The 20,910-nt window shown below is 62.4% G+C and carries 10 protein-coding genes; 2 read left to right on the top strand and 8 right to left on the bottom strand.

Features of this window, described 5'->3' with window-relative positions; translation table 11 throughout:
• Positions 1-40: 40 nt before the first annotated feature.
• Positions 41-475 carry an SRPBCC family protein gene (locus DBV08_RS04925; RefSeq protein ID WP_095969610.1) on the bottom strand — a complete coding sequence of 145 codons (435 nt, stop codon included), beginning with the start codon at positions 473-475 and terminating at the stop codon, positions 41-43.
• A 338-nt stretch (positions 476-813) separates the two neighbouring features.
• Between DBV08_RS04925 and DBV08_RS04915 the strand changes: the two genes are divergently transcribed.
• The gene (locus DBV08_RS04915; protein WP_124566709.1) at positions 814-2,217 is read left to right on the top strand and encodes an FAD-binding oxidoreductase; all 1,404 of its coding nucleotides are present in this window, start codon (positions 814-816) and stop codon (positions 2,215-2,217) included.
• Positions 2,214-3,515 (top strand): class I SAM-dependent methyltransferase, encoded by a 1,302-nt coding sequence (locus DBV08_RS04910; protein WP_095969607.1) that lies wholly within the window; start codon positions 2,214-2,216, stop codon positions 3,513-3,515. The genes DBV08_RS04915 and DBV08_RS04910 overlap by 4 nt, the downstream gene beginning before the upstream one ends.
• A 23-nt stretch (positions 3,516-3,538) precedes the next feature.
• Here the strand turns inward: DBV08_RS04910 and DBV08_RS04905 are convergent, their stop codons facing one another.
• From DBV08_RS04905 to DBV08_RS04875, 7 genes are all read right to left on the bottom strand, one after another.
• Complete coding sequence (locus tag DBV08_RS04905; RefSeq protein WP_260395316.1) at positions 3,539-4,591, bottom strand: hypothetical protein; 1,053 nt, start codon at positions 4,589-4,591, stop codon at positions 3,539-3,541.
• 109 nt (positions 4,592-4,700) lie between these two features.
• Positions 4,701-6,842 (bottom strand): 3-hydroxyacyl-CoA dehydrogenase NAD-binding domain-containing protein, encoded by a 2,142-nt coding sequence (locus DBV08_RS04900; protein ID WP_095969605.1) that lies wholly within the window; start codon positions 6,840-6,842, stop codon positions 4,701-4,703.
• 45 nt (positions 6,843-6,887) lie between these two features.
• On the bottom strand, positions 6,888-8,102 hold the full coding sequence (locus DBV08_RS04895) for an acetyl-CoA C-acetyltransferase (RefSeq protein ID WP_007731553.1): 1,215 nt from the start codon (positions 8,100-8,102) through the stop codon (positions 6,888-6,890).
• Positions 8,103-8,324: 222 nt separating this feature from the next.
• Positions 8,325-10,202, bottom strand: coding sequence for a multicopper oxidase domain-containing protein (locus DBV08_RS04890; protein ID WP_124566707.1), 1,878 nt, complete (start codon positions 10,200-10,202; stop codon positions 8,325-8,327).
• A gap of 87 nt (positions 10,203-10,289) precedes the next feature.
• The gene (locus DBV08_RS04885) at positions 10,290-11,846 is read right to left on the bottom strand and encodes a hypothetical protein (RefSeq protein ID WP_124566706.1); all 1,557 of its coding nucleotides are present in this window, start codon (positions 11,844-11,846) and stop codon (positions 10,290-10,292) included.
• Positions 11,843-17,944, bottom strand: a complete 6,102-nt coding sequence (locus DBV08_RS04880) for a type I polyketide synthase (RefSeq protein WP_124566705.1) — start codon at positions 17,942-17,944, stop codon at positions 11,843-11,845. Before DBV08_RS04880 ends, DBV08_RS04885 begins: the two co-directional genes overlap by 4 nt.
• 675 nt (positions 17,945-18,619) lie before the next feature.
• On the bottom strand, positions 18,620-20,848 hold the full coding sequence (locus DBV08_RS04875; protein ID WP_124566704.1) for a DNA polymerase III subunit gamma and tau: 2,229 nt from the start codon (positions 20,846-20,848) through the stop codon (positions 18,620-18,622).
• Positions 20,849-20,910: the final 62 nt, after the last annotated feature.

The raw sequence follows: 20,910 nt of genomic DNA, 5'->3' as shown, positions 1-20,910 counted from the left end.
CCGGTGAAGGTACGACGCCATCTCGGTGATGCAGGATCAGTCAGACGAGTTCGCGCTTGAGGTTCTCGAGGACCTGGGCCTGGATACGCTGCAGACCCTTCGGAGCGAACGTGCGCTCGAAGAAACCACCGATACCGGTGGCACCCTGCCACTGGGTGAGCGTCGTCACCGTCGTTCCGGTGCCGTTGGGGGCAACGGTCCAGGTGGTGACGAGACTGGAGTTCGCGTCCTTCTCGGTGATGACGTTGCCGTCGACCGTCACGGTGGCCTTGACGTTGCGCGAGCGCTTTTCCGTCGCCTTCAGCGTCCACTGCGCGACGGTGCCGTCACCCTGGCCGCCTTCGACGACCTTGTAGTCGAGGTACTGCTCGGACAGGATTCGCGGGCGAACCGTCTCGTAGTCCGAGAGCGCCGCGAGCACCTTGTCGGGTGCTGCTGTGACGACTATCGAACTCATTGCATTGACCTGACCCATATGCCCTACGTCTCCTTGCTCGACCAACGCGGCTCGATACCGCGATTGACTACCCGAATCCGCACCTCGAACTGCGCAGATATTCCTTTCCATACTGCCTGCTGCGCCCGGGTATCTCGACCATCTACCCATTCCGTGTGAGCTGGTTCACCACTCGGCGCATTTACCGAGTTCGTTTGCAACAACTCGATCAAATTCGGGCATTAAGACCCCTCCAGATAGCTTGCACACGCAACTACCGATAGCGTCAGGGTGTGACTCTCTCGTTCAATGGGGTAGTTCAGAAGTTAGATCGAATCCGGACAAAGCAAGGCCCGGGTTCCGATGCTGCGCGTGAAATGGGGTTCGAGCAGCACAGAGAAGGCGTCGAACGCCTACTCGCGTCATACCGCGCCATTCCCGCCGATGCTTCTGTACGCCTGGCAAAGAAGACATCCAATTTGTTCCGCGCTCGCGCCAAGACGTCGGCCCCCGGCCTCGACGTCAGCGGTCTGGCCGGTGTCATCGCCGTCGATGCGCAGGCGCGCACAGCCGACGTCGCCGGCATGTGCACCTACGAGGACCTCGTCGACGCGACGCTGCCCTACGGGCTGGCGCCGTTGGTCGTGCCTCAGCTCAAGACCATCACCCTGGGCGGTGCGGTGACAGGCCTGGGCATCGAGTCCACCTCCTTCCGCAACGGCTTACCGCACGAGTCGGTACTCGAGATCGACGTGCTGACCGGGAGCGGCGAGATCATCACCGCAACACCGGACGGTGAACACGCCGAGTTGTTCTTCGGTTTCCCCAATTCCTACGGCACCCTTGGCTATTCGACGCGATTGAAGATCGCACTCGAGCCTGTGAAGAAGTACGTCGCCTTGCGTCACGTGCGCTTCGATTCGCTGAAGAAGCTCGAAGAAACGATGGACCGCATCGTCACCGAGCGTGAGTACAACGGAATTGCCGTCGACTATCTCGACGGGGTGGTCTTCACCGATTCCGAGAGCTACCTCACCCTCGGCGTGCAGACCGACGAGGAAGGCCCGGTCAGCGACTACACCGATCAGGACATCTTCTACCGGTCGATCCAGCACTCGTCGCTCACCCAGCCCAAGACGGATCGCTTGACCATTCGGGACTACCTGTGGCGCTGGGACACCGACTGGTTCTGGTGCTCACGGGCTTTCGGTGCACAGAACCCGAAGATTCGACGCTTCTGGCCCAAGCAGTACCTGCGCAGCAGCTTCTACTGGAAGCTGATCGCCCTCGACCACAAGTACGACATCGGAGATCGCCTCGAAAAGCGCAAGGGCAAGCCCCCGCGCGAACGCGTCGTCCAGGACGTCGAGGTACCCATCGAACGAACCGCGGACTTCGTCTCGTGGTTCCTCGAGGAAATCCCGATCGAACCACTGTGGTTGTGCCCGTTGCGCCTACGTGGGCCCAGCCCGGCCGCTGCCTCCGCATCGCGGCCGTGGCCCCTCTACCCCCTCGAACCCAAGCGCACCTACGTCAACATCGGCTTCTGGTCTTCGGTGCCGATCGTTCCCGGTGAGCGCGAGGGGGCAGCAAATCGACTGATCGAAGAAAAGGTCAGCGATTTCGACGGACACAAATCGCTCTACTCCGACTCCTACTACTCGAGGGAAGACTTCGAGGAGCTGTACTACGGCGGCGACCGGTACATCGGACTCAAGGAACGCTACGACCCGAAATCCCGTTTATTGGATCTATTCTCTAAGGCGGTGCAACGTAAATGACCACGTTCAAAGACTCCAAAAGCCAGGACAAGCTCTCTATCGCAGAGATTCTCGAGACGCTTTCCGACGGCATGCTGCCGCTTCGATTCACCGCGTACGACGGCAGCACCGCCGGCCCCGAAGATGCCGACTACGGACTGCATCTCAAGTCGACTCGCGGAACCACTTATCTCGCAACGGCACCCGGCGATCTCGGCATGGCCCGCGCGTACGTCTCCGGCGATCTCGAAGCCGAGGGTGTTCACCCCGGTGATCCGTACGAGATTCTGCGCATCATGGGTGACGAACTCCACCTCAAGCGCCCGTCGGCACTGACGCTCGCCAGCATCACCCGCTCACTGGGCTGGGATCTGTTGCGGCCCATCGCTCCGCCGCCCCAGGAACACCTTCCTCGCTGGCGTCGCGTCGCAGAAGGCCTGCGTCACTCCAAGACTCGTGACGCCGAAGTCATTCACCACCACTACGACGTCTCCAACACCTTCTACGAGTACGTACTCGGCTCGTCCATGACGTACACCTGCGCCGCCTACGACAATGCGGAGCAGACCCTCGAAGAAGCCCAGGAGAACAAGTACCGGCTGGTGTTCGAGAAGCTCGGACTCCAGAAGGGTGACCGACTTCTCGACATCGGTTGCGGCTGGGGCTCGATGGTCCGCTACGCCGCCCGGCGCGGCGTCAAGGTGATCGGTGTGACCCTCTCACGCGAGCAAGCAGATTGGGCACAGAAGGCCATCGAGGACGAGGGCCTCGCCGATCTCGCCCAGGTGCGTTTCTCCGACTACCGCGACGTAGCCGAGACCGGCTTCGACGCAGTATCGTCCATCGGCCTGACCGAACACATCGGCGTCGGAAACTACCCGGCGTACTTCGAGTTCCTCAAGGGCAAGCTGCGTGAGGGTGGGCGTCTGCTCAACCACTGCATCACCCGTCCGGACAACCGAAGCAGCGCCAAGGCAGGCGGATTCATCGACCGGTACGTCTTCCCCGACGGGGAGCTCACCGGATCGGGACGCATCATCTCCGAGATCCAGAACGTCGGTCTCGAGGTGCGGCACGAGGAGAACCTGCGCGAGCACTACGCACTGACACTCGCCGGATGGTGCCAGAACCTCGTCGACAACTGGGACGCCTGCGTCGCCGAGGTCGGTGAGGGAACCGCCCGCGTCTGGGGCCTGTACATGGCCGGCTCTCGCCTCGGGTTCGAGCGCAATGTCGTTCAGCTGCACCAGGTTCTGGCCGTCAAGCTCGGCCCCAAGGGTGAGGCGCATGTGCCGCTTCGTCCGTGGTGGAAGGCCTAGGGAGCTCCGCTCCCTGTGAGTGGTTAAGGAGTCTCTGCACTCCTTAACCACTCACAGGCCCTGCAGGGGTTCTCCCCCGTTCTCTCCCAACCTCCACGTCGCAAGACCGTCTCCACCTCGCGCGCAACCTCGCACGGGGTCTTCACCACCTCGTCGAATCCGTAGACCAACCGCGGACGACCTGCCAGCTCTGCCGCATTGTCACGGCGGCGATCACGGAATGCCACCTCGGCCATGGAATGCGCCCACCGACCGTCGAGACGAACTGTCAACGACACACCCACTTCGCTGTAATCGCAATCCTCGTACAGCGTGCGACCGTCGACGCGAACCGGTAATTGGCGTCTGGCCGACGGCAACCCGTGCGCCTGCTCCACATCCACCGCATAGTGATATTCGAGAGTCGATTGCACCCCGTCTGCCAAAAGCTTCACCGCACTGTCGAGGGCCTTCCGGTATCTACGCGGTGAGCGCTCCTCCATGCGTCGACGGATGTCCGTCAAACGGATGCGGCCGTTGGTGACTGTGGTGATGAGGCAGACATAGGCCTCGCGCGGAGTCGGTTCTGCGACGGCCAGATCGAGAGCCGTATCAGCCTTGCTGGTTCGCGGCATCTGCGCGTCGACACCGATGTGACGATGAGCCCTCGAACGGTGGACCACGACGCCAGGATGGAGGACGGTGCCGATCAGGGGTGACGGATGCCGTTCGGCGCCGAGGCCACGAACGAAAGTGGCAGCCTGAGAGATCGCAGACTTCCCGTACGGAACGGTGATATGTACTGGCGCAGTGCTGTCCGGCCGACGCATCGACCATTCCTCAGCGGCAGTGTGATGGCTGAGCATCGACGAACCGCCGCCGTACAGGAGCGCGGCCTCGAGTACTGCATGCCTGGTCAATGGGCCCGTGGTGACGGAGTAGACGCCGTGAAGAACAGTTTGCCAGCGCCCGACCTCGACTCGTTGTTTCACGCGGGAGCGAGGAAATCCGATGGCGTGAAGTTGGGTGTGACTGACCAGTCCGTGCTGAGCATCGACGACTGTCTGCAGTTCATCTATTTCTGTATGTGAAGGCATACGCCGAGCCTGCAAAAACATACAGACGGATTTCGCCGAAAAAACCAACCTGTGGATAAAGCTGTGCGCGGTTAGGAAGTGCTGAGACTCCCTAACCGCGCACGGGGGGTTATGCCTCCAGCGACGCCGGCGGGGTGAACCGCGGGCCGTACTGCGCAGCGAGTTCCTTTGCGCGAGCGACGAAGCCGGCTGTGCCGCCCTCGTAACCGACGATGAACTGGTGAACGCCACCGGTCCAGGCCGGGAATCCGATGCCCATGATGGAGCCGATGTTGGCGTCCGCCGTGGTGATCAGGACGTTCTCGTCGAAGCACTTCTGCGTCTCGATCGCCTCGATGAACAGCATGCGGTCGATGAGGTCCTGGATCGGTGCGTCGGAGGTTCCGGAGTTGAAGTTCTCGCGGAGTCCGGACCACAGGCCGGTGCGCTTGCCCTCTGCGTAATCGTAGAAGCCCGCTCCACCGAGCTTGCCCTTACGATCGAACTTCTCGACGAGGGTGTTGATGACCTCGCCGGCCGGATCTGCCGGCAGTTCCTTGCCTTCGGCCTTGGCGGCGTCGGCAGATTCCTTGCGGATCTTCTGCATGAGGGTGAGATTGAGCTCATCCGAAAGCTGAAGCGGCGCAGCGGGGTAACCGGCCTGCATACCGGCCTGCTCGATGGTGGCAGGCTCGACGCCCTCGGCGAGCATGCCGATGGCCTCGTTGATGAAGGTTCCGATGACACGCGAGGTGAAGAAGCCACGCGAGTCGTTGACCACGATCGGCGTCTTGCGGATCGCCTGGACGTAGTCGAACACGCGAGCCAGAGTCTCGTCGGAGGTCTTCTCACCGCGGATGATCTCCACCAGCGGCATCTTGTCGACGGGCGAGAAGAAGTGGATGCCGATGAAGTCTTCCTGACGCTTCACGCCGGTGGCGAGACCCGTGATGGGCAGCGTCGAGGTGTTCGAGCCCAGCAGCGCCTTGGGATCGACGATGTCCTCGATCTCCTGGAACACCTTGTGCTTGAGTTCCTGGCTCTCGAAGACGGCTTCGATGACGAAGTCGACGCCGGCGAAATCGGCCGGGTCAGCCGTCGGGGTGATCTTTGCGAGGAGTGCGTCGGACTTCTCCTGCGTGGTCTTGCCGCGCGAGAGTGCCTTGGCCTCAATGCCTTCGGAGTACGCCTTACCCTTGTTGGCAGCCTCGATGGTGACGTCCTTGAGGACGACGTCGAAGCCGGCCTTCGCGGAGACGTACGCGATGCCCGCGCCCATCATGCCTGCGCCGAGGACGCCGACCTTCTTGATGGTGGACTTCTCGATGCCTGCCGGACGTGAACCGCCGCCGTTGATCGACTGCAGGTCGAAGAAGAACGCCTGAATCATGTTCTTCGCGACGCGGCCGGTCACCAGCGAGGTGAAGTAGCGAGCCTCGATGAGCAGCGCGTTGTCGATGTCGACCTGCGAGCCTTCGACGGCTGCGGCCATGATGGCGCGCGGAGCCGGCATCGGAGCACCCTTGAGCTGCTTGCGCAGGTTCGCGGGGAACGCCGGAAGGTTGGCAGCGAATGCCGGGGTGGACGGGGTTCCGCCAGGGATCTTGTAGCCCTTGACATCCCACGGCTGAACGCCGCCTTCGGGGTTGGCCTTGATCCATGCCTTCGCAGCCGGAACCAGTTCCTCCACCGAGCCGACGACCTCGTCGATGAGGCCGACTTCCTTGGCCTGAACGGGTCCGCGCTGCTGTCCCTGGAGCAGGACGCCCATGAGCGCGTTCTGCAGACCGAGCATCCGCACGGTGCGCACGACGCCACCGCCACCCGGCAGCAGGCCGAGAGTGACCTCGGGCAGGCCGATCTTGACGCCCTTGACGTCTGCCGCGATGCGATGGTGGGTCGCGAGAGCGATCTCGAGGCCGCCACCGAGTGCCGCGCCGTTGATCGCGGCGACTACCGGCTTGCCGAGAGTTTCGAGGCGACGCAGGTCAGCCTTGATCTCGACGCTGTGGTTGTAGATCTCCTCGGCCTGCTCGGGTCCGACCTTGATCATGTTCTTGAGGTCGCCACCGGCAAAGAAGGTCTTCTTGCCGGAGGTGATGACGGCACCGGTGATGGAGTCCTTCTCGGCGACCAGACGGTCGACGGTGGCCTTCATCGACGCGATGTACGCGTCGTTCATGGTGTTTGCGCCCTGGTTGGGATCGTTGATGGTGAGCACGACGATGCCGTCGGCGTCCTGGTCCCAGTTGATGATGTTCTGATCAGTCACTTTGCTTGACTCCTGGTAAGCCTCGTTGGAAGGACGGACGCCGCGTCAGACGCGCTCGATGATGGTGGCAACGCCCATACCGCCGCCGATGCACAGGGTGATGAGGGCGCGCTTGCCGCCACGACGCTCGAGCTCGTCGACCATCGTTCCGGTGATCATCGCGCCGGTGGCACCGAGCGGGTGACCCATGGCGATCGCGCCACCGTTGACGTTGAGCTTCTCGTCCGGAATGTTCAGGTCCTTCTGGAACTTCAGGACGACGGAAGCGAATGCCTCGTTGATCTCGAAGAGGTCGATGTCGTCGACCGTCAGGCCGGCAGCTGCCAGAACCTTCTTCGACGCCGGCGTCGGGCCGGTGAGCATGATGGTGGAGTCGGCGCCGCTGGTGGCGGTGGCGACGACGCGAGCGCGCGGCGTCAGACCCATGTCCTTGCCGGCCTGCTCGCTACCGACGAGCACGAGGGCAGCGCCGTCGACGATTCCCGAGCTGTTGCCACCGTGGTGAACGTGGTTGATCTTCTCGACCCAGTGGTACTTCTGCAGCGATACGGCGTCGAATCCGCCGATTTCACCGATCACACCGAACGCGGGAGCCAAGCCGGCGAGGTTCTCTGCCGTGGTGCCCGGACGCATGTGCTCGTCGTTGTCGAGGATGGTGATGCCGTTGATGTCCTTGACCGGCACTACCGACTTGGCGAAGTATCCGCCGGTCCACGCCTTGGCGGCGAGGTCCTGCGAGCGCACGGCGTATGCGTCGACGTCGTCACGCGAGAAGCCCTCGATGGTGGCGATGAGGTCTGCGCCGACGCCCTGCGGCACGAAGTAGTTGTCGTAGTTGGTGGCGGGGTCGAGCGCCCACGGTCCACCGTCGGATCCCATCGGGACGCGGGACATCGACTCGACGCCGCCGGCGATCACCAGTTCGTCCCAGCCGGACCGAACCTTCTGAGCAGCCATGTTCACGGCTTCGAGGCCGGAAGCGCAGAAACGGTTGAGCTGAACGCCACCGACGGTGTCGGGCAGTCCTGCATCGTTGACTGCAACGCGGGCGATGTCCATTCCCTGATCGCCAACGGGGGTGACGACGCCCAGGATGAGGTCGGAGATCCGATCCTCGTCGAGGTCGGGAAAGCGCACGCGCAGTTCCTGGATCAGACCCGTGACCAGCGAGATCGGCTTGACCGAGTGCAACGACCCGGTCTTCTTGCCGCGGCCTCGCGGGGTACGGATGGCTTCATAAATGAATGCCTCTGTGGTCACTGTGAGGTGTTCCTTCCGTGTAATTCGTCGAACCGGTCTGCAGATCGTCCGCGCCGCCTTCGGTGGTGGCGCATGGCCGAGGTACAGACCTCAGCCCTTTCACTGTAGAACGTGTTCCAAATTCATGGGAAGGACCGAAGCGATCCTGCTAGGTGACCGAGGTGATCCGACGTGCGTGCGCCTGCCCGCTCCTGTTCATTTCACGAGCGTCTTCGGAAGGGCTCACGGCACGATGCGATAGGGCAACATCATGTCGTGATCTTCGTGATCGAGCAGGTGGCAGTGCCACACGTACCCCTGGAGTCGACCAGGGTCACTCATACCGTGGTGCCCGTTTCCCTGATGCGCCTGATCGCCGCCCGTCATCGCACCGCCCGTCATCGCACCGCCCGTCATCGCACCGCCCGTCATCGCACCGCCCGTCATGACAGCCTTCGGTAGTCGATCGAACATCGCGTCGGGATCGAAACCCAACTCGTCTGCGGTGGGGAATCGCACGATGATCCGCGTGACCGTGCCACCGTCCACCCTGACGGTGTCCTTCATCCCTGCTTCCCACGGCGCCGGCGAGATCATCGGCCCCGCCTCGAACCCGTCGGGAGACGGAGTCCACTTGTTGCCGATCGTCGGCTGGGGATGACGGATCAGGTACTCCAACGTCCGCATCGGCGTTCTGCCGAGAATCCGGAAATTCACCAGGTGCAGGTGTATCGGATGCGGGTCAGGCGTGGTGTTGACGATGTTCCACTGCTCGACGGTGCCTTGCCGCGGCCTCTCGACGTCGGTGGTGCTGAACGTCAGGTTGTTCAGAGTCATCTGAGCCGGTGGATTCCGCAGTTCCAGTTGCTGGCTGACCGTCACCGTGCGAATTACCGTCGGCTGCTCCAACGGGGCGAGAACGTCACGTTGCCGGCGTCCACCGCGCAGCTGCGACGGAACACCACCGGTGAATCCGCGCCTGGGGTCGCCGCGAAACCGGCAGAACAGCGGCATCGTCACTTCACCGATGACAGCAGCGGGTAGCGGGGGCGCCTCGTCGTTGCGAAGCTCCACCGTCGATCCCTCCGACAGTCCGGTGAAATCGACGAGGAGGTCGTACCGCTCCCCCGGTGCGCAGCGGAAGGCATTGACCGCGACGGGCGCGTCGAGCATTCCGGCGTCGTTACCGATGACCCAGAACGTCATCATGTTCGAGAAGTGAAGATTCCACACACTTGCCGACGACGCATTGACGATCCGGAAACGGTAAAGGCCCCGAGCCACAGCCAGTTCCGGCCACACCTTGCCGTTGACCAAGCCGACGTCGCCCACGGCTCCGCCTTCCCACGATCCTTCCGGGATCAAGATGGTGGATCGGCCGTTCAGGGCGCCGGTCGGTGTGAAGATCTTCTCCTGCAGGATCAATGGGATCTCGAATTCCTCGGCCGGCAACCCCAACGGGTTTCCCAGCTTGCCGGTGTCGAATTCATCCCTGATCAAATAGTTGCCGATCAGACCGGCGTAGACGTTGAGCCGGGTGATGCCCATCGCATGATCGTGATACCAGAGGTGCGCGGCTTCCTGACCGTGCGAAAAGTGATGCATCGCAGCCTGTCCCGGCATCACGAGCAGCTCCGGGTGGCCGTCGCTCTCGGGTGAAGTGACTCCTCCGTGCAAGTGCAACGACGTCGGCGGGTTCGCGCGGAAGTCGGCCTGCATTCCGTGCAGCGTCATATCCATGTCCGCGGCCAACGGATATCCGGTCAGATCGTTCTCGAACGTCACCATGATCGGCTCGCCGGAATACGCCTCGACGGTCGGGCCCAGAAAACCGCCACCGATCTCTCCGCTGCGGTACGACAGTGCTGGGGACGATGGAAAATCCCGATGAAAAGCATGTTGCCCGACTTGCGCTGTCAGCGTGATCTCGTTTCCGGAAAGCGTCGACAACGAGGGCAGTTCGTCACAGAACGGCTCGAACTCCGGCGAATGAAAAATCAACGGTGACTCGACGTCCGCACTCCCGGACGGAACAGCACTTGCCTTTGCACCCAATGCAATCGCCGCCGTGCCGACTACCGACCCCTTCAGAACCGACCTTCTCGAAACCCCGATACCCATACATACCCCTCCCCATCGAAACGGGTTGTGTTCTCCGGCAAGGAAAACGCAACCCGTCTCTCCACTTCGATCTCGGAAAACCCCCGTCTACTTTCCGTCGATCGCCTCCAGCACCGAATCGATCAGTGACTGCGGAAGTTTCGACGGCGGAGAGATTTCCAGTTCTCCCGGAGCGCCCGGCACCGTCCAGACAGTTCTGTGCCGAGCGATCGCGAGCTTCTCCCGTGATCCGTCCGGATTGACCTTGAAGTACTCGAACTCGAGGTCGATCCCCCGCTCGTAGAGGGCAGCCAAGGACATCGTGACCAGGACGTCGTCGAACGGCATGACCTCGCGCAGATGCTCCACCCTTGTGTGCACACAACGCAGTTCCCCGAGAGCACCTCTTGCCGCCATGGCTTCACGCTGAGAACGGACGAGGAATTTGTCCCGAACCCTCGACTGCCAGATGTAATAGTTGCCGAAGTAGATGTTGCCCACGACATTTCCGTCCTGCAACGTCGTCGAGAACACCTCGGATTCGAGCAGGTACGGATTGCGCGGCACCATCGGAGCCGAGCGGATCAAGGAACCACGATCGACGTCCGTCGGTTCTGTGGGGACAGCGATGTTCTTCGCCCCCGTCGGAATCGTCATCGGCTCGATGAAATCGTGGAAATACTGCGGCATCGGCCGTGCCGCCACCACACCGTGGGAAAGGATTTCCACCCACGTCGTCTGCATCGCACTCCACCCGATATGAGTGCGCGTCTCACCGTCGACCCGGCACCATTCCACATGCAGATTGGTCGTTGCCCGGTCCGGACCGGTGAGCTCGGTGATCCAGATCGTCCCCTCGACGATGTCGTCGGTGTACAGGTTCGCATCGATGAACACCTCGGAGTTGTTGGTCACCATCCCCCAACGACCCGTCGCCATGTCCTCCACGATCTGCTTCGAGATCGGTCCGGTTCCCCTCTCTCGCAAAGCGCCCAACCACAGCGCGAAGCTCGCGAACCCCACTGATCCACCGACGTTGCACGCGTCCCGGAACCCGACGGGGAATCGGATCGACACCGCCGGATAGCCGCTTCGGGCCACCACATGCACGTCGGAGCCGTACGCCATCGGATCGAACTGCGCGAGAGAATTCGCCGACAACGGGCCGGAGTCGAACTGCGGTGCCGAGTCCTGCGCCGGTTCTTCCGCATCCTCCTCATGAGTCACGAACGCGAGAATCCGCTCCTCGTTGTCCGTCAACAGAGCTGGAAAGGTCAGAACCACCACGCTTGCCTCTGCGCCGCCGCGGAAGGTCACTGCGTCGTCCTCTCTGGCGCCCATCGCCAGAGAAACCGACATCTGCCCCGTGGCCTTTCGGATCGCCTCGGCCGCCGCCCACAACCTGGTTCCCGCACGATCGAGTGATTCGCCGCCTGCGATCAACTCGTCGAGCAGCGGAATCCGTGCCGACCCCAGAAGCGCCTTCCACTGCACGACGGTCCGGGAACGAATCGGTTCGATGTCGCACCCCTGAGGCCAGTCGCCGGCCGAACTGAGTGACTTACTGCCGTCGTGCGAGAGCGAGACATCCACAGAGGGTGGAACGTCACCGACAACGACGGGCTTTCCGGTTTCCTGCCATTCGATGGCAAAGGCATTGCTCATTTGATCACCGCATCCTCATCGAGATGAATGTTCACGGCCGCCTCGGCGATCGGTTTCTCCTGCTCGTGGCGTTCCGACTTGGTCAACTCGTGAATCCCCGGGGTATGCGCGACCACAACCCGCGGGCTCTTCACGCCCAACGCCCGGCTGTGCTGCGCGAGCTTGTCGAGAATGATCTGTGCGTCGCGCGCAGTCGGGTCCGCGATTTCCTCAGCCGTAGGACGGCTTTCGTCGTGGGAGAGAATCTGGGAGCGATATCCCTCGAGCTGCATCACCACTCGTCCGTCCTTCACCACCGCCACGTCGGCTTGCATGTGGGTCTCTGTCTGCACCTTGTCGTAGGCGTACGCAGTGAACGAACGAGCCTCGAACCGTCCGTCGTACATGTCGATTCGCGCAATGTTGACCGGAAGGCAGATCTCCCGCGGAACCATGATCTGGCCCGATTGGAGCAGAGAATCGAGGAAGTAAGGATCACCGAGGAGGTGCTGCTTACGGTCGGCCCGCGAAATGGCGCTGAAGAGGATGTGCTCGGAATCGAGGCTCGAGATCTCTTCGAGTCGGCGGAAATCGCCCTCCTGGAACAGCAACCACGAGTAGAGGTCGTCCAACGGATCGATGTCGAGCACCGGTCGCGGCAACTCCTTCTCGAACTCCGGCAGTGTTTCGTCCAGCCCGAAGATGAAGTCGGCCGAGAAATGGGGCCGCCCGTATCCGGTCCGTTCGGTGCCGATCGTGACATGCACCCGCGTTCCTGAGGCATCACGATCCTGCTCCACGACGCTTGCCTTGATCTCGACTCCGGTGCCCTCGACCGTGTCGACGACGATCGGTCGATCCAGTTTGATGTCGTCGATGCGGACGCGGCCCAGGGTCACGCGTCCGGTGACATAGGCCGCTGCCTGCGACATCGCCTCGAGACCGAACACCGTCGGAAGCAGCGCCGATCCCTTCCAGACATGGTCGAGGACAAAGGGATCCGCCGAGGTGGACAACGTCGTCCGGGTCACCAGTTCTACCTGCGGCTCGAACGTCACGACTTGGTCGATGTATCGCGACACCGCCGGCAGAGCCGGTGCTGCCGGCGCCCAGGTGTCGAGACCGCCGAGTCGACTCGTCACGACGATACGACTCGCCTCGGGTCCGCTGTCGACCAGGCGAAGGAAATGATCCACTCCCGCAGCCGTCGAAATCGGCATGACCCCCATCTTCGCGAGGTGGTTGACACTGCCCATGCGGGCGCCCATTCCGGTCTCTCCCCACACGCTGTACGCGAGCGAGAACGTCCGAGTCCTCGGGTGACCGGCGGCATACCGCGCGACCATGTCGTCGAGAAGCTCGTTTCCGTATGCATACCAACTGTTTCCGGGCATACCTGTGAATCCGATGATGGAGGAGAAGCCCACGAACAGCTTCAAGTCACGATCAGCGAGCGCTTCGACGAAGTTGGCTGTGCCCAGGACCTTAGGTGCAACCTCCGTGAAAGCCGCAGCGCTGTCGACTCTCTCGAACCGCCGCGGAACATTCGCTCCCGCACCGTGGACGAACCCGGTTATCGGCCCCACCTCGACCTCGATCTGGGCGACGATGCCGGCCACCGCCGCGGCATCCGTGACGTTGCAGCGATAGTAGTGAGCGCTCAAACCGGCAGACGTGAAGTCCGCAAGAGTGGAGGCGATTTCGTCACCCGCTTGTCGCTGAGAGCTTCCGATCAGCACCAGTTCGGCGCCGGTCTTTCGACCGAGGGCCAGAGCACATTGGGCCATGATGCCTTTCGCGCCACCGGTCACGACCACGACATCCGAACTTCCCAACCCGCTCTCGCGGACGGTGTAGTCGCTCGAGGTGAGAACCTTCGGTTGCAGTGCCGTGCGTCCCATCTCGGCGTCGTAGGTCGCAAACACATAGGGTGCAACCGAATCCAACTCGGAGACGACGGTGGCTGCCACCTCCGCGTCCGCAGTCGAGCCGTCGAATCCTATGACGCGTACATCCAACTCGGGGCGCTCGTGATGCACCGAAGCGGCAAAAGCCGCCGCACTCGGCACGGGCGCTGGATTGCCCAACTCGACATCGATGAACTGGACCACTGCCAATGTGGTTCGCGCGCCTTCCCTTTGCTGCGCCGGAACTATCTTGTACATGTGTTCGATCCCACGGAGCAAACCGAGTTCGGTGACGGAATCATCTGTCACGCGCGGCATTACGGCAACCACGTGGTGCGCATGCGCAGGAGCGCTGTCGGAGAATGTGCGAATGTCGACCCGAGCACCACGACCTCGAAGTTCGGATTCCAACTTTCCGACCAAACCGGCGTCGTCGCCGATGACGACAAACGTCGTGTCCGTGAGGTCTCGGACTCCGTGCAACGCTGTCTCGCTCCGAACCTTTTCCAGGGTGTAATCGCGAACCCAGGTGAAGCTGTCGGCTGACATACCCTTCGCCTTCGCCGGCAGCGCTCGCGCAGCCGGCTGCTGCTGCCCCGACTTCTCCTTCGCGGACCGATCGAGCACTTCGATCAGTTCACCCAGGCTGACGTTCACGAGTTCGGCCGGATCCAGGTCGCCCTGAACACCCAATCGTGTTGCCGCCGTCGCGATTGCATCGGCGGCCTTGATCGAGTCCATGTTCAGGTCGTCCAGAAGGTGGAGATCGACGTCGAGAGACTCCACCGGAAATCCGGTGTCCTCCGCGATTACCTCGAGCAGTATTCGCGATACGTCCGACTGCACCGAACGCGTTGCCGGAACGGCAGAGCCGGGGTTCGGTGATGCCGCAAGAATCAGCGATGCTGCTTCTCCGATGGTGGCATTGGCCAACTCGGCAGGGTCGAGGTCGACAACCTCGAACTGGTGCGCAACCTTCGAAATGGCCTCTGCCGCACTGATCGAGTCGAGATTGAGATCATCGAGCAGACGCAGATCCGTCGTGATCGACTCGGCAGGGAACCCCGTGGTGTCGGCGAGGATCCTGATCAACTCACCTTCCACGGACGTCGCACCCACGACAGCCGGCACTTCCACGACCGGAACCGGCGCGGGCGTAGTAGCTTTCACTGCTGCAGATTCGTGCCCGTTGGTGACGGCCTGCGGGATCGGAGATGAAGGAGCACTCACCCCACTGCCCACGTCGGCACGAATCACGTCGACGAGGAAGGTCCCGCGCCGGCTCAGGTAATCGGCCAGCGCCGCAGCCGGATCCCCGCCGGACGTACCCAGTTCGAGCGGTTCGGGAGCAGATGTAACCGACAGCTTCGCCTCGGCCAGGTTCTCGATGAACACCTTCTGATCGGCAGGAACGAATTCACGCACGAACCGGCCGTCGAAAAGTTCGTTCCAACGAACCTGAGCGCCGTGTACGTACATCGCTGCCAGCGCGACGTTGAAGTCCTCGTCACGTCCGGACTTGGACGCAACGGGGAAGCAGCGCACGCCGTCAGTCCCATTGATCGCCTTGGTGAGCCCGGTCAGCACACGGCCGGGTCCGACCTCGACGAGCAGGTCCACCTCCTGCGAGATCCCACTTACCGTCTTGACCCAGTCAACCGGTGAGACAACCTGTTTGGTGACCAATTCGCGAAGCGCCAGTGGCGTCTGCACGCGTTCCCCTTCGACGCAGGAATACACGGTGCAAGTCAACGAATCGACTTGCTCGTCAACGGGCGCAGTGGACTTCAGCTCCCGTTCGGCCTCGTTCATCATCTCGGAGTGGAAAGCATTCGACACGGCAAGCGCCTGAGCCGACACTCCGCGCGCCTTCGCGATGGCAACCACAGCGTCGACTGCATCCTTGGTTCCCGAAACCACAGTCTGCGTAGGCGTATTCAGATTCGCGACGGTCGCGTAACCCTTTGCTTCCGCGATGATCGCCTCGGCCGTCGATCGGTCACAGGTCAGGCTCGCCATTGCGCCGTTTCCACCACCACTGACCGACATGGCCGCGCCCTTCGCCGCAGCCAAGGTGATCAGCGTCTTCTGGTCGTAAGCTCCTGCCGCGTAGAGTGCGGTCAACTCCCCGAGACTGTGGCCGGCGACGGCACTGGGTGTGACACCCAATCGTCGGAGGTACTCGAACCAGAGCAGCGAAGCCAAGGCGACGGCGGGCTGGGTGAACTGCGTCTGGGCGAGGTCCAGCTTCCACTTCGCCAATTCCGCAGCGTCAGCGCTCTTGACCGGGTTCCGCAGAATCCGCGGCGTGATCGCCTCCGCTCCGACTCCCTCCAACCAGCCGTCCGCCTTGGCCGCCAGTTCGCGTGCCCACTCGAAGCGCTCGATCAGCACACGAGCCATCTCGAGTTGTTGGGATCCCTGTCCAGGGAACAGGAATCCGATGTCGTGGCGAACGTTGTTCGAGATCGAGATCTCGTTGCTCACGACCTTCACCTGGCCGGAAGCGGGAGCGGAGTTCTCGCAGATCACGGCTAGCTGACGCATGCGTTCGGCCAACTGCGCGGGACGACCAGCCACCACTGCAGCGCGGAAGGGTGCCGTCGGCGAGATCACTCGCGAGAGCTTCGCCGAAAAGTCCAGCAGTTCGGCAACACTCAAAGGAACTGCCAGATCTGCGACATCGCGCGCTCGCGTCGCCAAGTCCACGGCCGAATCCGCGGAGAGTACGAATACCTCGGTGTCCTGGTACGACGCCATCATCGTGCGGACGTCCCGCGAGGGTGTCAGCTCGCTGGACGGTGCATCAGCCGATTCGATGGCGACATGGCAGTTGATACCGCCGAAGCCCATGGCCTGGGCACCGGCACGCATCTTCTCGGCGGGATCTCTGACCTCGCCGTTGACGAGCGGAAAGAGTGCCGGCGCTTCCGTCAGGAACGCCGGGTTCGGGTCGGTGCAACCGGCGAGCGGCGGAAGGATTCGTTGATTGACGGCCATTGTCGCCTTGATCAGCGCAAGGATGCCCGACGCCGCCTTCGTGTGCCCGATCAGCGACTTCAGCGACGTCATGCCGATGCTGCGAGCCTCGACGGGCCCGTCCGTCTGCGCGGCCTGCTGGACGCCGGCCAATTCGACAGGGTCTCCGACGGGAGTACCAGTTCCGTGTCCTTCGACAAAGGCCACCTCGCCGGCCGCGAATCCCGCTCCCGAATATGCGCGACGGATCATTTCAGCCTGAGTTTCGGCGCGGGGCTTGGTAATTCCGCCCTTGCCATCGGTGGAGATGCCCCAGCCGCGAATCGTCGCGTACACGTAGTCGCCGTCCGCCCTGGCGTCCTCGAGTCGTTTCAAGGCCACGAATCCGCAACCTTCACCCGGGATGAATCCGCTTCGGCTTGCGTCGTACACGTTCATGTCGCCGCGTGTCAGTGCACCCAAACGGGCGAATCCCACCAGTTCCAAAGGATCCAGGCTGACGTCGACTCCACCGGCCAAGACGAAGTCGGCCGCGCCGGACGCCAGCTTTTCGGCTGCAGTCGCCACCGCGAGCATTCCGGACGCGCACGCACCGTCCACGACGTATCCGCCGCCGTTGAAGTCGAGGTAATTGCAGATCCGGCCGGCGATCGTATTCGACAACATGCCGGCCAGAGTGTCTTCACTCGGCTCCACCAACGGGCCTTTGTAGACCTCTTCCATCGTCTCGGCGAGAGCATCGGCGACGGAACTGTCCAACTGGCGCGCTTCGGCTGCCACAGCGAGTGCGCGCTTGACGTAAGGCCAACGCAAACGCATCGACCACATCCGGGATTCTTCACCGGTGAGGGAGTTGCCGACGATTGCGGCGCTGCGTCCGGTGGGCATCGATCCTCGGCTGTACCCCGCGTCCGTCAAAGCCCCGAGTGCTGTTTCCAGGGCCAACCAGTGTGTGAGATCTGTCGACTTGAAGGTCCGCTCCGGTATCCGGCGACCGACCCAGTCGAATTCGAAACCATCCATGAACGCGCCGCGGTCGGCGTATGTCTTGTCGACGTCGTCAGGGCTAGCGCTCCAGTAGTCGTCGAGGGACATCCGTGACTCGGGAAACTTTCGGAATTGCATCCGACGCGCGAGGACGTTCTCCCAAAATCCTTGCAGATCATGGGCTCCGGGAGACCACATGCTCATCCCGACTATCGCGATCGCGGGATTAGTTGAATCTTCAGTCATCTTACACTTCCTATTTTCACGCGCATCCACGGGAGACTCAATCGACCGAAGACTAACCACGCATTCATCGGTGTGTAAAACGCAGATTCACCTCAAGGCATAAACAAATAACAAAGGTCGCTCAGTACCGTGAACGAACCACGGCAATTTTTCAGCAATCCATAGTTAGCTGTAACTTGAAGTTACTTGTTTGCTTCATGGCCGGTCAACGGCGGGTTTGAACATACGTACCGGAACCCGGCGTCACGGCGATCATCTACTCGAGATCGGCAAATAGTTAGTTGAGTACTCTCTGAAATGGCACAATGCCGAATATGTGGCCAATTCGCCGAATGTCCCAAATTGGTCGATCACCGCAAAACAAACATCCGGCAACTTTCAATCTGGCATTCGTGACACGCAGAGAATTAACAACGGCACTCGAATGTCGATCAGACTACGAGAAATTCCAGATATTCTTCGGCGACCATCGTCCGGATCGGCATTTCGTTACACCGGAACTGAGCGAACGAATGTGCCAGCAAACCGGCCACACACAATTCAGCTTTGCCGGGCCGAGCAGGTGCGCTTTCGGCACGTGCGCGCACAAGGGAACGGCACTTATAACAATACGATCACACAGTGATGCTGCGACATTCCGACAGCTGTTTCACGCACACAGGCCAAGGGGGCAACTCAGCTTTCGAGGCGGCGAGCTCCGAGGACGTCCTTGAGGAGTTCCTTTGCAACATCCTCGGGATCACGTCTGGCAGTCGGATCAGCGGGCTCAGCAGCTTCCGCGAACATCTCGTCCTCGTCCTCCGGCGTTGCAGGCGGAGGAGTTGCCTCGTAGTCGACCTCCGGAGCAGGGGCCGGTCCAGGGTCTTCCGGATAGTCAGGAGCCTCAGGCGGCGGAATGTCGTCCGAATCCCCGCGCTGGGGCTGCGGAGCCTTGGGCTGCTGCGCTGCGCGCTCCTGGCTGGGGCGAGAGAATCGCGGCGCAGCGGCAGGGCGGCTCGGAGCTTCGGACGACTTGGGAGCACTCGACGCTGCCGGCGCCGTAGGTGCACCTTCTTGATACTCGACTTGCCAAGTGCCACCGAACATCTCGGCAAGGACCTCGCAGATGACCGCCGCGTTGTGCGGCTGTGTCACACGAGCACCCAGGACCGGCGAGCCGTGAGCGATGACCACGACATGTCCACGCACATCGTGAACCGTCGCCGCGGACAGCATGGCCGGAAGAACCTTGTTTCGTTCACCGACCTTGTTGCGCAAGGTGTTCCACGATTCACGGAGAGTCTCGACTGTGGGGCCTGCCGAGACCGGCGCAGCTTCTGCAGCCGCCGGCTCCTCGTACTCGGGCTCGTAGTCCGGTTCCGGCTCCGAGAGTCCGATGGGCTCTTCCGCTTCGGCTGGAGCAGGAACCGGTGGTTCAACTACTGGAACTTCAACGACTGGAGCTTCAACTATTGGAGCCTCGGCAGCCGGAGCTTCAACTATTGGAGCTTCGGCAACTGGCGGATCGACGATCTCGACCGTGGGAGGCTCGACGACGGGAACTGCCGCTACCGGCGGTTCGACGACAGGAGCCTCCACAACCGGCGGCGTCGCCGCTGGCGCAGGTGCCGCTGGTTCCGGCCGTGCCTCAGGCTCGGCCTTGCGTTGCGAGGGCCGTTGGAACTTGGAAGCAATCTCCGGTTCGAGCGGCGGCACGGTCGGTGCCGGCGCTGCTGCCGCGCGAGGGGCGGCGGCAGCCGCGACTCCAGCAGCCGGAATACCTTGTTCCAGGCGCTCGAGCCGCTGCAACACGGCCGACTCGGCGTCGGAGGCCGAAGGGAGCAGCATTCTCGCGCACATCACTTCGAGCAGCAGCCGCGGCGCCGTTGCCCCTCGCATTTCGCTGAGACCAGCGTGGACGGTTTCGGCGAAGCGCGTGAGCGTGGCGGGACCAACCCGCTGAATCTGCTCACGCATCGTGACCAGCTCGGCCTCTGGCGCGTCGACCAACCCGCGTTCGCTGGCGTCGGTGACGGCCTGCATCAAGATCAGATCACGCAGACGTTCGAGGAGATCGAGCGCGAATCTGCGTGGGTCGTGACCGGCGTCCATCACGCGATCGACAGTGCCGAACAAGGCGGCACCGTCACTGGCGGAGAGAGCGTCGACTGCTTCGTCGATGAGCGCGACGTCGGTGACCCCGAGAAGAGAGAGCGCTCGCGGATACGTGACGCCTTCTTCGCCGGCTCCCGCGAGCAGCTGATCGAGGACACTCAACGAGTCACGAGGCGAACCGCCGCCAGCCTTGATGACCAGCGGGTACACAGCGGGCTCGACCGGTACCCCTTCCTGGGCGCATATCTTTTCCAGGAGTCCGCGCATGGTCGACGGCGCCAACAGGCGGAACGGATAGTGGTGTGTACGCGAACGAATGGTCGGGAGAACCTTCTCCGGTTCCGTCGTCGCAAAGATGAAGATGAGGTGCTCCGGCGGCTCTTCGACGATCTTGAGCAGCGCGTTGAAGCCCGCCGCCGTCACCATGTGTGCCTCGTCGATGATGAAGACGCGGTAGCGAGAAGCGGCGGGTGCGTGGAACGCCTTGTCTCGGAGTTCTCGGGTGTCGTCGACGCCACCGTGACTTGCGGCGTCGAGTTCCGTCACGTCCAGGTTGCCTGTGCCGCCCGGGCCCAGCGAAACGCACGAGTCGCACACGTCGCACGGCGTCGACGTCGGTCCCTGCTCACAGTTCAGCGAACGCGCCAGGATTCGCGCCGACGACGTCTTTCCACAGCCGCGCGGGCCGGAAAACAGGTAGGCATGGTTGATGCGTCCGGTGTCGAGGGCCGTGCTGAGCGGTGCGGTGACATGCTCCTGCCCCACCACCTCGGCGAAGGACGCGGGTCGATACTTCCGGTACAGGGCCACGCGCAAAGACTACCGGCGACCCACGACAGGTGGTCCGGTGCGGGTGCACCGTCGACTTCTCC

It is taken from the genome of Rhodococcus sp. KBW08 (genome assembly GCF_003852455.1).
GTDB lineage: Bacteria > Actinomycetota > Actinomycetes > Mycobacteriales > Mycobacteriaceae > Rhodococcus_F > Rhodococcus_F baikonurensis.
This window is presented reverse-complemented; position numbering and strand designations above follow the sequence as displayed.

What these genes read in the sequence shown, in the direction of transcription:
- DBV08_RS04885 (WP_124566706.1), bottom strand. Translation starts at nt 11,846, where the DNA reads ATGAGCAATGCCTTTGCCATCGAATGGCAGGAAACCGGAAAGCCCGTC.
- DBV08_RS04880 (WP_124566705.1), bottom strand. Translation starts at nt 17,944, where the DNA reads ATGACTGAAGATTCAACTAATCCCGCGATCGCGATAGTCGGGATGAGC.
- DBV08_RS04890 (WP_124566707.1), bottom strand. Translation starts at nt 10,202, where the DNA reads ATGGGTATCGGGGTTTCGAGAAGGTCGGTTCTGAAGGGGTCGGTAGTC.
- DBV08_RS04925 (WP_095969610.1), bottom strand. Translation starts at nt 475, where the DNA reads ATGGGTCAGGTCAATGCAATGAGTTCGATAGTCGTCACAGCAGCACCC.
- DBV08_RS04915 (WP_124566709.1), top strand. Translation starts at nt 814, where the DNA reads ATGGGGTTCGAGCAGCACAGAGAAGGCGTCGAACGCCTACTCGCGTCA.
- DBV08_RS04905 (WP_260395316.1), bottom strand. Translation starts at nt 4,591, where the DNA reads ATGCCTTCACATACAGAAATAGATGAACTGCAGACAGTCGTCGATGCT.
- DBV08_RS04910 (WP_095969607.1), top strand. Translation starts at nt 2,214, where the DNA reads ATGACCACGTTCAAAGACTCCAAAAGCCAGGACAAGCTCTCTATCGCA.